This window comes from Xanthomonas bromi (genome assembly GCF_900092025.1).
Classification (GTDB): Bacteria; Pseudomonadota; Gammaproteobacteria; order Xanthomonadales; family Xanthomonadaceae; genus Xanthomonas; species Xanthomonas bromi.
Map to the genome: position 1 here is coordinate 15,908 of NZ_FLTX01000015.1, position 12,256 is coordinate 28,163.

General features: G+C 63.6%; 10 protein-coding genes, 1 other RNA gene and 3 pseudogenes. 5 read left to right on the plus strand and 9 right to left on the minus strand.

Going from position 1 to position 12,256, the window contains the following annotated elements:
• Positions 1-65: 65 nt before the first annotated feature.
• Positions 66-917: a histidine biosynthesis protein HisIE gene (locus tag XBLMG947_RS05955; protein WP_065466874.1), complete on the plus strand. Its 852-nt coding sequence runs from the start codon at positions 66-68 to the stop codon at positions 915-917.
• 112 nt (positions 918-1,029) lie between these two features.
• Here the strand turns inward: XBLMG947_RS05955 and XBLMG947_RS05960 are convergent.
• From XBLMG947_RS05960 to XBLMG947_RS05980, 5 genes are all read right to left on the minus strand, one after another.
• A non-coding RNA gene (locus tag XBLMG947_RS05960) (sX9 sRNA) lies at positions 1,030-1,105 on the minus strand.
• Positions 1,106-1,295: 190 nt separating this feature from the next.
• A complete protein-coding gene (locus XBLMG947_RS05965) occupies positions 1,296-2,183 on the minus strand; it encodes a TIGR01777 family oxidoreductase (protein ID WP_065466876.1) in 888 nt (295 codons plus the stop codon).
• Between the two features lie 206 nt (positions 2,184-2,389).
• Positions 2,390-2,983: a DUF4142 domain-containing protein gene (locus XBLMG947_RS05970; RefSeq protein ID WP_065466878.1), complete on the minus strand. Its 594-nt coding sequence runs from the start codon at positions 2,981-2,983 to the stop codon at positions 2,390-2,392.
• Between the two features lie 77 nt (positions 2,984-3,060).
• The gene (locus XBLMG947_RS05975; protein WP_065466880.1) at positions 3,061-3,336 is read right to left on the minus strand and encodes a hypothetical protein; all 276 of its coding nucleotides are present in this window, start codon (positions 3,334-3,336) and stop codon (positions 3,061-3,063) included.
• 43 nt (positions 3,337-3,379) lie between these two features.
• Positions 3,380-3,661, minus strand: coding sequence for a hypothetical protein (locus XBLMG947_RS05980; RefSeq protein ID WP_065466882.1), 282 nt, complete (start codon positions 3,659-3,661; stop codon positions 3,380-3,382).
• Between the two features lie 402 nt (positions 3,662-4,063).
• Between XBLMG947_RS05980 and XBLMG947_RS23145 the strand changes: the two genes are divergently transcribed.
• Positions 4,064-4,228 (plus strand): hypothetical protein, encoded by a 165-nt coding sequence (locus XBLMG947_RS23145; RefSeq protein ID WP_065466884.1) that lies wholly within the window; start codon positions 4,064-4,066, stop codon positions 4,226-4,228.
• A gap of 28 nt (positions 4,229-4,256) precedes the next feature.
• Positions 4,257-4,792: pseudogene (locus XBLMG947_RS05990) on the plus strand (alpha/beta hydrolase family protein); the annotation flags it as partial.
• Positions 4,793-4,911: 119 nt separating this feature from the next.
• On the opposite strand, the gene XBLMG947_RS05995 reads toward XBLMG947_RS05990, so the two are convergent.
• The 4 genes and pseudogenes from XBLMG947_RS05995 to fabR form a co-directional block, all read right to left on the minus strand.
• Positions 4,912-5,712 carry a hypothetical protein gene (locus XBLMG947_RS05995; RefSeq protein WP_065466886.1) on the minus strand — a complete coding sequence of 267 codons (801 nt, stop codon included), beginning with the start codon at positions 5,710-5,712 and terminating at the stop codon, positions 4,912-4,914.
• 207 nt (positions 5,713-5,919) lie between these two features.
• Positions 5,920-7,068: pseudogene (locus tag XBLMG947_RS06000) on the minus strand (RtcB family protein); the annotation flags it as partial.
• Between the two features lie 27 nt (positions 7,069-7,095).
• Positions 7,096-7,836, minus strand: a pseudogene (locus XBLMG947_RS23340) (slipin family protein); the annotation flags it as partial.
• 1,426 nt (positions 7,837-9,262) lie between these two features.
• Positions 9,263-9,910 carry an HTH-type transcriptional repressor FabR gene (gene fabR / locus XBLMG947_RS06020; RefSeq protein WP_065466890.1) on the minus strand — a complete coding sequence of 216 codons (648 nt, stop codon included), beginning with the start codon at positions 9,908-9,910 and terminating at the stop codon, positions 9,263-9,265.
• Positions 9,911-10,002: 92 nt separating this feature from the next.
• Between fabR and XBLMG947_RS06025 the strand changes: the two genes are divergently transcribed.
• Together XBLMG947_RS06025 and XBLMG947_RS06030 are read left to right on the plus strand one after the other, a co-directional pair.
• The gene (locus tag XBLMG947_RS06025; RefSeq protein WP_065466892.1) at positions 10,003-11,079 is read left to right on the plus strand and encodes a ferredoxin reductase; all 1,077 of its coding nucleotides are present in this window, start codon (positions 10,003-10,005) and stop codon (positions 11,077-11,079) included.
• Positions 11,080-11,088: 9 nt separating this feature from the next.
• Positions 11,089-12,210, plus strand: a complete 1,122-nt coding sequence (locus XBLMG947_RS06030; protein WP_065466894.1) for a fatty acid desaturase family protein — start codon at positions 11,089-11,091, stop codon at positions 12,208-12,210.
• The last annotated feature ends 46 nt before the right edge of the window (positions 12,211-12,256 follow it).

Below are 12,256 nucleotides of genomic sequence, written 5' to 3' on the forward strand. Positions count from 1 at the left end.
TTCAGCATGTTGCGTGCGGTCGCGCATCGCCCGGTTTTCCGCACTGACGCCCTTAAGGAGGGTCTATGAGCAACGGCAATGGTGTAACGGCAACCCTGTCAGACGCCGTCGATAGCGTAAAGAGCACCGCCACTGAGCTGACCGAGACCATTGCCAGCACCGCCAGCGAGGCAGTCGCCAGCGTGCAAGAGGCTGCAGGTACGGCGGTGGAAGAGGTCAAGACGCGCGTGGCGAAAGCGCGCAAGACTGCGGTCAAGGTCGAAAAAAACGTGGCCAGGAAGGCTGGCCACGCGGCCATCGCCGTGAAGCGTAGCGTCGCCAAGACCAAGCGCTCGCTGGCGGCCACCAAGGACGCGGCCAAGGACAAGCTGGTCGCCACCAAAGACGCCGCCAAGCAGAAGCTCGTGTCGACCAAGGATGCGGCCAAGCAAAAGCTGACCTCCACCAAAGATGCAGCCAGGCAGAAGCTGAGCAGCACCAGCGCCGCTGCCAAGAAGAAGATCACCGCTACCAAGGCCAACACCAAGCGCAAGCTGGAAACCGCCAGGGCCAACGCCAAGGCCGAAGCGGCTGCACTGAGCGCCAAGACCGCCGCCAAGAGCGCGGCGCGCAAGACCGCCGTCGCAACGGTGACCGCGCGCACGGCAGCGAAGAAGGCAGCAGCCAAGTCGGCGCCAGCGAAGAAGACCGGTGCCAAGACGCTCGCCAAACCCGCAGCCAAGAAGGCGCCCGCCGCCCGGCAGACCGCGACCAAACAGGCTGCAGTGAAAAAAGCCCCGCTCAAGAAGGCCGTCACCAAGACCGCGTTGAAGAAGGCTGCCAAGGTCACCAAGACCCCGGCAACGCGCGCCGTGGCAAAGACCACTGCCGCCCGCAAGGCAGTGGGCAAGAAGGCTGCAAAGCGCGTTACGCGTTGAGGCTGCAGCATGCTGCACGCATGACGTGCGATGTTGAAAAAACCGTCGCTGTTGCACAGCGCCGGTTTTTTAACGATTTGTCCGCTGTTCTTGTCGCAGTCCTAGTAAGAGCGGCTAACAGAACGTAGCGAGCGGTGGTCAGGTGGGTGCGGACGGCGCGGAGGAACCGGAGTGTAAGAGTGGTACATGAGGATTCCGAGCACCGGCCGCGCCCGCCTGGCGGCCGCGCAGTAGTTTTGTTAGCTGCTCTAAGCCGCGAGTCGCAGCCTTCCCTGACCTTTCGGCGTCATCCTGCAAGCCTTTCGAAAACGTCTCCCGTGTGCGGCGATGTTGCTCGCGCAGGGGAGGGCTTTGGGAATTCGGCGTGCCGGCGGCCGCTTAGCGCCGCAGAATGGCGCGCAGCGCAGCGTCCAGATGGGTGTACTGGAAGCAAAAGCCGGCATCGAGCGCGCGTTGCGGCAGCACCCGTTGGCTGATCAGCAGCAGGTCGGCCATCTCGCCGAAGCCCAGCCGCAACAGGCCGGCCGGTAGCGCAAGCAGGGCGGGGCGGTGCAGCACCTGTGCCAATGTCCACGCGAAGTCCGCGTTGGTGACCGGGTTGGGAGCAGTCGCGTTGTAGGCGCCTGGCTCGCCGTGCTGCAGCAGCCACAGCAAGAGCGCGACCATATCGGCGCGGTGGATCCAGCTCATCCAATGCCGGCCATCGCCGAATGGCCCACCGCCGCCGAAACGGAATGCCGGCAGCATGCGGGCCAGCGCGCCGCCATCGCGATCCAGCACGATACCCGTGCGCACCCAGCTCACACGCGGGCCGAGTACGGCGATGGTGTTTGCTGCGGCTTCCCAGTCGCGGCACAGCGCGGCAGAGAAGTCATCGCCGGCGCACTCTGCTTCGGTCAATGCGGTGTCGCCACGTTCGCCGTAATAGCCCACGGCCGAGCCGGAGATCAGTACCGAGGGTCGCTGGGCGGCCGGTTGTTGCGCAATCCAGGCATGTAACTGACGCGTCATGCCCAGGCGCGATTCGCGAAAGCGCTGCTTGCGGGCATCGGTCCAGCGGCCGGTGGCCAGCGGCTCGCCAGCGAGGTTGATGACCGCATCGGCCTGCACGCCGTCCAGCGTGTCCACTGCAGTGACGCCAGCCAGGCTACGGTTTGCGCGGCGCGGGTTGCGGGTCAGGACGCTGACTTGGTGGCCGGCCTGCAGCAATGCCGGGCACAGGGCCTGGCCGATGAAGCCGGTGCCGCCGGTGATGAGCAGATGCATGGGGACTCCTGGGCCGAATCGATGCGGCACGATAGGCCAGGCGCGAGCCAAGCAGAGTGAAGCTGGCGCGTCAGCGTGACCGTGCAGCTGTACTGCACCATCGTCACGCTGCACGGACGACGAATCTGGACCAGCCCGTGTGGCGGCCGTTAAATGCAAAGCGCCGGACGGGCCGGCGCACTGCAGATGACAGCCTCGTCAGTTGCTTACTTGGACGAAGACACCGCGTGGGCGCGTTCGAAATGCGCCGACACCACGCGACGCGTCTGTTCCAGATGCTGCTTGACCGGTGCGCTTTCTGCGGCGGGCAGCAGCTCCGAATCGATGATCTTGATGGCGTCGCCATGGTCGATGACCATGTTGCGCATGAACGCGTTGCGGTACGCGTCCTTGCCGTCGGGCAAGGTCAGCGTCTTGGACAATGCTTCCTCTGCAGCCTTGCCCTTGGCGCGCATGGCCTCGGCACGTGGGCCTTCGGTTACGCCGAGTGACTTGGTCTTTTCAAGGTTGGCTTCGTGGTCGTGCAGCATCTGCTGTGCAAACTCGCCTGTGGCGCCGCCCAGATCCTGTTCGATGGCTTGTTTGGCGAGCGCAATCTCGTTTTCGTCGATGGCTGCCAGCACGCCCAGCACTGCACCATCACCCTTGGCTAATTCGGTCGCGCCGCTGCCGCTGACAGGCGCAGCCGTCGGCTCGGGCGACACCGCTGGCGCAGTACGCGATGCATCACCGCCTGGGCGATCGCACGCAGTCAAAGAGAGAATAGCCAACAGAGAAGCAGTGATGAGCGTGGATTTCATTGGGGTCCTGGAATGAGGCGGCAATTGCCGCCGGTGTAATGCAAAGGAGCCGCTATGCGGCTCCGGAGATGCGTTTGTCAGGCCCATTGCGGCTGTGCAACGGGCGCCCTGCTCACTGGTCTGGCAGGTGCCTTGGGTGCGCGCACTGCATCCTGCGCGCTGCGGCAGGTACGCGCCATGCGTGCGGTGCGTTCGCGAATCAGCGCGTGTTCGCTCGCGGGCGCACTGCCCAGCAGACTCGCTACGTGGAAGCCAAGGATTTCCTCCGCGCGGTCGCCCTGGTCGCTGACGATGTGCGGAACCAGCCGCTCCAGTCGGTCCAGCTCCTGCTGCACTTGATACGGGGTTTTCATGACGATCTCCAATGAGAAAACGGTGTCGCTCGATACTGCGGACTCAACTATTGCGTGCGCCCAGGCGCTGCCAGCAGTCGGTTGCCAACTGTTCGTAGTTGGACTGCGTGCTGGATGAAATGAAGTGGTGCTCTAAGCGATCCCGGAACAGGCGCAGGCGCTCCTGATCGCTCGAACGCGGTGCCTGCAGATAGATATCGCAGGCCATTTTCACCACCGGAGACAATTCGCTGAACTTGCCTGAGCCGAGGTTGCCCTGGGCATGCCGCGCTTGCCAATGCGCGATTTCGGCTTGTACATCGATGACGGATGGATCTCTGCTCATGACTTGGGGTGTTCCGGGATAAACAAACTTGACCTGCAGAGTAGCTGCAGATATGTCAACGAATGATCATCGAACCCGACCATTGCACTGCTATGTAGCGATGCACGCTTAATTGGTCAGATTGCTCCAGTGTTCCAATACACAATGCAGACATATGCTCTGCACGTGGCCGCCTCTAACGGATAACACTTCCATAACCGTGCCATCGAACGAACAACAGCGTTCTCGTATGCGCTCCGATCTCGCGATAGCGCATTGCACGTACCACGCCGCGGTACTGCCGATCCGAGCAAATGGGTGCGCAAAACGCGACATTTCACGGAAGATTCTGAACTGCTCCACATGTGTGTAACGTCTGATCATTAGAATAATGCCAGACGTAATGGAGCGAGAGCACTCAGGATGCAGGACAGCCAGAGCAACGGTCGTAAGCCGCATCATGCCAGTGGTACACCTGAAGCGCGCGTGTGGTGGCATGCCTTATTGGAATTGCGTGGCGGGCGTATTGCCATCAGTCTGATTGTGGTGTTCGTCATCTTGCTGGGCCTGTATATGGCATTTAAGTAAGTCGCTCGCAGGTCGCATTTCGGACCAGTTGCTCAGCTGCGAGCGAAGCCGGCAACGACGCGCGGCCAAGGCAAACTTTTCCAGCATCGACATCCGGGTCGGCGATGACGCACGCAGCGGCACTTTGCTAACGTTCTCAGGGATGCCTGCAGTGCTGTTCGTGTACAGCCGCGGCGGTACCGACACCGCACGTGGTGGGTGCCTGCGAGGCCGCAGTTCTTGGCTGCAACTGCATGACCTTCGATCTGCGCGGTCTGAGAGGGTATGCATTGATGCGCCAGACCGTGACGCTTGCGCAGAGTCTGGACGATATCAAGGCCGCGTACGATCAGTCGATGCGTCTGCCGTATGTGGATGCGCAGTCGATTGCGATGGTCGGCCTGAGTGACGGTGGTTAGCTGTCCGCGCTGTTGGCGCGCAGGCACCCAGTGGAATGGTTGGCGTTGCGTTCGCTCGCGCTCTAAAGGATGCCCATTTGGACCAGCTAAGGTGAGCCTCAACGCCGATCTGGACTTGATGGAGAACCGCCAGCAGCGTCTGTACCCGAAAGACAACATTGCCCTGGTCACCTGAGCCGACTACTTGCACGATCGTCATGACGCCGCACGGACCCGATCGGGTCCGTGCTGATTCAATGCATTGCATGTAGCTAGGACGGATGCAGCAAGCCGCTGCGCCAGCCTTTACACCCGCGGATCGGTCGGGTTGCGCCGCGCCGCCGCATCGTGATGCTCGGAGTCGAAGGCCTCACGCACTGCGTGCTTGGCCTTTTCCCAGCTCAGGCGCGAATTGGCCTTGAAACGGTCCCAGCCATCGCCTAGATCGCGTTCCAGATGATCGTCCCACTGGCGGCCTGCGTGCTGCTGGCGTGCCTGCATGCCGTAGCGATAGGCCGGCCGATAGTCATCGTAGGCATAGTCGGCGTCGCGGTAACTGGCACTGCCGAAGCGGCCTTCGTAATGCGTGTCGCTGTCGCGATAGACGGTGTGGGTGCGATCCGCACGGTCCCACGCGTCGCGTGCAGCAAGGCGGGCTTCGTCCCATTCCAGGCGCGATTCACCGCGATTACGCGGCCATTCGCCAGCCAGCGTGGCTTCGGTTTCTTCCCAGGTACTGGTCGGGCGGGTTTCGCGCGCCTGCAAACCGAATCCGTACACGGTTGCATAGTCGCGATCGTAGTCGGTGCCTTCCTTGTAGTAAGGACGGTTGCGATGTTCCTTGCGCCAGTATTCGGTCTCTACGGTCGGGTCGAGTCGTTCGGCCACGCCCTTGCCGGCTGCAGCGCCTGCGACCACGCCGGCTGCCGCACCGATCAAGGTGCCGAGCGGGCCGAACACCGTGCCTGCGAGCGCACCTGCTGCCGCACCACCGGCAATGCCACCAACACCCACGCCGACTGGGTGCGCACCGGGTGCACCGGAGATGGGGTCGCGGTTCAAATCCTTCGCTTCTTCCTTGCGTTCCTGCTTGTCGAGAGTGCTCATACCGCCTCCGGTTGTTTGATGGATGCGCCCGCTGGAACCAGGCCGCAAACGAGGCGCCACGATGGCCTCGAACGAGTGAAACGTGCGTGCTTTGATGTGAGTGCTGCAGCGACAAGGCTGAACTGTGCAGCGCGGCGCGGATGAGGTTGCTGACCTGCGTGTGCAAGACGATTGCGATAAAGAAGGGCCGCTAGTGCGGCCCTTTGCCTATCCTTTGATGCATACCACTTGGCGCAAGGTGTGCAGTACTTCGACCAAGTCTTGTTGCGCTGCCATCACCGCTTCGATCGACTTGTACGCTGCAGGCGACGCATCGGCTACTGCCGCATCCTTACGGCACTCCACATGCGCGGTGGCCTCGCGGTGCTGTGCCAGCGTGATCTTCGCGCGCGCAGCCGTTCGACTCATCACACGCTCTGCGCCGTGGCTGCAGCTGTGGAAACTGTCGGCATTGCCCAACCCGCGCACGATGTAGCTGCGCGTGCCCATGCTGCCCGGAATGATGCCCAGCTCAGCGGTCCGTGCGCTCACCGCGCCCTGACGGGTGATCAACAGTTCCTCACCACCGTGCGCCTCCTTCTGCACGTAGTTGTGGTGGCAGTCGACGGCGAGCCTTCCCGACTGGAATTTCGGCAGGCGGTGACGCATCTCGGCCAGCACGCGCGCCAGCATCGCCTCGCGATTTTCGCGGGCAGAATCCTGCGCCCACGACACCGCCGCGACGTGTTCGTCGAACAAGGGCTCGCCCTGCATGAAGAAGACCAGGTCCTTGTCGGGCAGATGAAAGCCCAGCACGCGATGCGCCAGTTGCTCGCGCGCGCGCTCGATGAAATACGTGCCAAACAGGTTGCCGGTGCCACGCAAACCGCGATGCAGCATCACCCAGACCGCATCGGTTTCGTCCAGGCAGATCTCGATGAAATGATTGCCGCCGCCCAGCGTCCCGATCTGGCATTCCAGCTTGTCGATGCGGATGCGCTTGTGCTGCTGCTTGATCGCATCCAGACGTTGCACCAGCCCCGACTGCGCGATACGTGTCTCGGTGCTGTCCGGCAGCGTGCGGTGTTCGCCGCCACGGCCGTTGCCCACCGGCACGCTACGCTCGATGCTGGAGCGCAGTTGGGCCAGATTGTCTGGCAGGTCGTTGGCGCGCAGCATGGTACGCACCGCGGCCATGCCGTAGCCGATGTCTACGCCCACCGCGGCCGGGATGATCGCACCGCGGGTCGGGATCACCGAGCCCACCGTTGCGCCTTTGCCCAGATGCACGTCTGGCATCACCGTGACCCATGGACCGACAAACGGCACTGCTGCGATGTCGTGCAGCTGCGCATGCGCGTGCTTCTCCGCCTGCACGACTGCGTCGCGCATCCCGCCCGGCAGGATCACGTCCTTGACGCCGACGCCGAGCACCTCGATGCCGAAGCCGCTCACGCTGCCACGCACATAGCCGAAGATAGCCGCATCCAGCGAGGCCTTGTCGCCCAGCAACGCGTCCAGCGTCTTGGCCGAGACCGCGCGTCGCAAGCCATAGTGCAGCTCGCGATACAGATAATCGCCGGCCTTGGCTACGCGCGTGCGCATCGCCACGGCATCGGTGACGCGCATGCTGGCGGCCAGGTTGACCCGCAACGACACCTTGTCGCGCGTCAACAGTTCCTGCCCGGACACCTCGACCGACTGCACACGCAGATCGACCACGTCGGTGACGATGTTCTTCTGGAAATTCCAGAACGCATACGCGCCTGGCCCGAACGGGGTCACCAGCTTGCCGTCGACGAACACCAGCCCTTGCGACTCGGCCGGCACGTCCATGCACACCGCTACCCGCGACAGTGTGCCGAGCTGACGTAGCCGGCGTTGCACATCGGTGGGCACCTGCAGCCCATCGCCCAGTGGCAGGGTCTGCACCTCGATCGCCGCAGGGCCGCGCCAGTACAGCGTGCGCGTGCCCGGTGGCAGCACGTCGTCGAGCTTGCCATTGCGAATCAGCAAGCCGACCTGCGCGGTACCGATATCGGCCGGCACGAAGTGCTGCGGCAGGGTGCTGCCGAGCGTGTCGATCAGCGTCTCCGCATCGTGGCCCCAAATAGGCGCCTTGCGTGATGGCGTGGACAACGACATCGGTGCGACCCAATGGATCGAACAGGCGATAGACGCCGGGGACGAGCACGCGCTCGAATCGACGTTTGCGATATACCAGGCCGCGCTCGCCGTCACCGATCACGACCCTCTTGGTCCAGAACATGGCACTTCTCCTTGGGTTTGGCTCTGGTGGCCCGATCCGGAAGTACAGCCGTCCCGCCCCCCGGATCGGACGGCTGGCGAAACGTGTGCCGATGCAACGCGGCGTTGAAAGGTGGAAACGCCGGTGACGGCGGATATGCGGGGCGCGATGCGCTGTTGGCGCCTACGTGTGCCTGAGTGCCGCGGTGCGATGTCCTGCGCAACGGCCGCGAACGGCGCAGCATGCGCGTTCAGGGCAAAGGCCCGGCGAGGGCGCCGCTGCTGCAGGCAGTCAGGCGATGGGTGGCCTGTCTGTCTGCGGCATGGGCGTTTCCGTAAAGGGACGTGCGTTTCAGGAAATGACCGAGAAGGTCATGCATGGAGCGGGATTCGAACCCGCGACTAACAGATTAAACGTCTGCTGCTCTACCCTCTGAGCTATCCAGTGGTGAGTATTCCGGAATTGAATCGTGCTACGGCTTTCGTCGTCGCTCCACCAGGAGCCAATACCCATGACGAGAACCTTGGGAAAGAGTTCGGTATACGCCACGGCACAGTCGCGCGCACCAGCTGGAATAGACTCCAGGCCGCTGAATATCTTCCGCACTGTGTCTGATTACTGTCTTATTCAAACGGTAATTCCTATCTGTGCATGACCACGCGCCACCCGTGCCAGGCACCTGGGTACAGCGCTTTCGCGCCTCGTCGCGTGTAACGTCCATGTTGTCGGGCAATCCACGCCCGGGTGCCTGGAAGGTCATTCACAAGAGTCGATGCGAACGCATAACAAAAACGCCCCCGGATGCAGCATCCGAGTGCGTTCGTTTGCCTCGGAGATCGGGTGGCCGATCTCCTTGTCAGGACATCAGTCGAAGAGGGGGGTACGCACGTCTGCTTTCGCCGTGCGCACAAACGATGCCGCGCGGTGTGCGCTGGGCAGTCGATTGAATGTGGCGGAAAGAAGCAGGAGCATGGGATCGATTCGGTGAGAGTGCAGGCGTTCCTGCCGAGGATGCGAACATTACCCTCACGTTTTAATTGCGCAAGCACTTTATGAAATTTTTTTTCGCATTATCTTTCGGGCCGTCGAAAGAAAATGACGCTGTGTATCGGTTGCGATGGGCTGCTGGGAATGAGGGGGGCGTTACCTGGCGATGCGCCGGTTTGAGGCGGCGCAGATAACGCATGTCCGCAACGGACACGAGGGGAGTTGTCTGACAATGCACTGCTTGCCTGCCAGGCTCCGTTCCGCCAGCGCGCGCGCCGACCCGAGCACTCACGCCCGCGCCAACGCCAGCACCAGCACCAGCACCAGCACCAGCACTCAACTGCCGTGCGTGCCCAGGGTGCGGGCGCCGGTCAGGATCATGCGCAGCATCTGCGAGATCTGTTCGACCAGCTCCGGGTCTTTCTCCGGCGGGGAGTCCATCGCCACCGCGCCCATCGCAAACACCAGCCGGGTGATCGCCTTGGACACCAGCGCGGGTGCGTGCAGCTTGGCGTTGTCGGCGGCAGCAAGGCGAATCAGGTCCACGCGCAGCTCGTCTTCGAAGTAGGTGAGTTCGCGCTCCACCGCCTGCTTGAAGGCATCCGAGCCCACCGCGCCTTCGCGCAGCAGCACATGCAGCAGCTTGTCGTCGGCGCGCAGCTGTTCCATGAAGGCCTCGACCGAGACGCGGATGACGCTGCGGTCGGTGGACGTGGCGCGCTGGCGCGCCTGGCCGATGATGGTGCGCAGCGAACGCCCGGCCAGGTCGATCAAGGACACGGCGAGCTCGTCCATGTCGCGGAACTGGCGGTAGAAACTGTTCGGCGCGATGCCGGCCTCGCGTGCCACTTCGCGCAGGCTCAGGGTGGACAGGCTGCGGTGCGGGCCGATCAACGACAACGCGGCAGCGATGAGATCCTCGCGGGAAATCGCCGACTTGCGGGGCGGCGGCGCGTCATGGGAAGGCAGGACGATGGAGGTCATGAGGCGGCAGCCGGGCGTGGGTCTGAATCATAGCCCCTCCAGCAATATACAAGTGTATACACGGCTGTGCATGCATGCGTATAGTGCAACCCATGAACCTGGCATCTTCTCGTAAGTCCAAGTCCCCGCTGCCGGCACGGCTGGCGCGTCGGCTGGTGTCGCCGCAACTGTTCGATTTCTGGGCAACCCGGATCAACCCGTTGTGGACGCTGGAACAGCCGATGGCCCGCCTGGTCGAGCGCACCCCGGCCAGCCGCGACGCGGTGACCCTGGTCTTGCAGCCCAACGGCCACTGGCGCGGCTTGCAGGCCGGCCAGCATGTCAGCCTGGGGGTGGAAATCGACGGTCGCCGTCTGCTGCGCAGCTACAGCCCCACCGTGCTGGCCGACGGCTGCCTGGCCATTACCGTCAAGGCGATCGAGGGCGGGCGGGTAAGCCGCTTCCTGGCGCACGATGCGGCGCTGGGGACGGTGGTGTCGCTGGACCCGGCCTTTGGCGACATGCTGTTGCCGCCTGCGCCAACCCCGCTATTGCTGCTGGCCGCCGGCTCGGGCATCACGCCGATGCGCGCGTTGCTGCACGCCGCTGCGCAAGCCGGCATGCCGATGGACGTGGATCTGCTGTATTGGGTGCGCCAGCGCGACGAAGCCTGTTTTGTCGACGAATTCGCCGCGCTGGCCGCTGCGCATCCACGCCTGCGCGTGCAGGTGCTGACCACCCGCGAAGGCGAGATGCCGGCCGCACGCATCGACACCTATCCGTTGGAGCAGATTGCTGCGCTGGACCGGCGCCATGTGATGGTCTGCGGTCCGGGCGGTTTTGTGCAGGCCGCGCGCGCGCGTCTGCAAGGACGCGTGGCTGCACTGCAGGCCGAAGCCTTCAGCGTTCCGGCACTGGACGATGCCGAAACCGGGCGTGTGCAGGTCCAGCTGTCGCGCAGCGGCCGTACGCTCACCCTGCCACGCGGCCAGTCGCTGCTGGAAGGGCTGGAAGCGCAAGGCCTGCGGCCCAAACACGGCTGCCGCATGGGCATCTGCAACACCTGCGCCTGCGCGCGCCAGTCCGGCACCACGCGCCACCTGCTCACCGATGAGCGCAGCAATGAACCCACCGCACAGGTTCGCCTGTGCATCAGTGCCCCGAGCACTGACCTGATCCTGGATCTGTAAGGAATCTTCATGAGCCGAGTGCATAACCGTGCCCTGTCCGCTGCCGAACTGCAGTCTTTCGGCGACGAACTCGATGCCATCCGCGCCCGCGTGCAGCGCCAGGTGGGCGCTGACGATGCGCGCTACATCCGCCGTATCGTGGCCGCGGTGCGCTGGACCGGCGTGGCCGGTCGTGCGCTGCTGTTCCTGGGTGCGTTCGTGCACAGCGTGCTGATTCCGGCCTGGATCGCCGGAGTGGTGCTGCTGACGCTGTCCAAGATCCTGGAGAACATGGAGCTGGGCCATAACGTCATGCATGGCCAGTACGACTGGATGGGCGACCCGCAGCTCAACGGCAACACCTACGAGTGGGACATCGTTGCCACCGGCGACAACTGGCGCAAGACGCATAACTTCAGGCACCACACCTACACCAATGTGCGCGGCATGGATGACGACATCGGCTACGGCCTGCTGCGCATCTTCCCCGAACAGCGCTGGCGCCCGTTCTACCTGCTGCAGCCCTTCATCGCGGTGGTGTTCGCGGTGCTGTTCGAATGGGGCGTGGCGATCCAGGACCTGCGTCTGGGCCGCTGGTTCGCCGGCAAGATGAAGGCGGCCGAATTGCGCGCCGCGTTCCTGCCGATCGGCCGCAAGATGGGCCGCCAGATGCTCAAGGACTACATCGTGTTTCCGCTGTTGGCCGGCCCGTTCTTCCTGACCGTGCTGCTGGGCAATCTTGCTGCCAACGTGCTGCGGAGCATCTGGACGTTCGTGATCATCTTCTGCGGCCACTTCACTGCCGATGCGGAAGTGTTCCCGAAGGAGTGCACCCGCAACGAATCGCGCGGCCACTGGTATCTGCGCCAGCTGCGCGGCTCGTCCAACCTCACCGGCGGCAAGCTGATGAACGTGCTGTCGGGCAACCTGAGCCACCAGATCGAGCATCACTTTTACCCGGACCTGCCGGCCAATCGCTATGCGCAGATCGCGGTCGAAGTGAAGCAGGTGTGTGCGCGCTACGGCCAGCACTACAACACCGGCTCGCTGCCGCGGCAGTTCGGTCAGGTGATGTGGCGGATCGTGCGGCACGCGTTCCCGAGCCGGCCCAAGCCGGTGCGCCAGCGCAGCGGTGTGTTGCAGAGCGCCTGATCGGATTGCGTGGCGCGTGATCCACATCGAAAGGCCGCCACTGGCG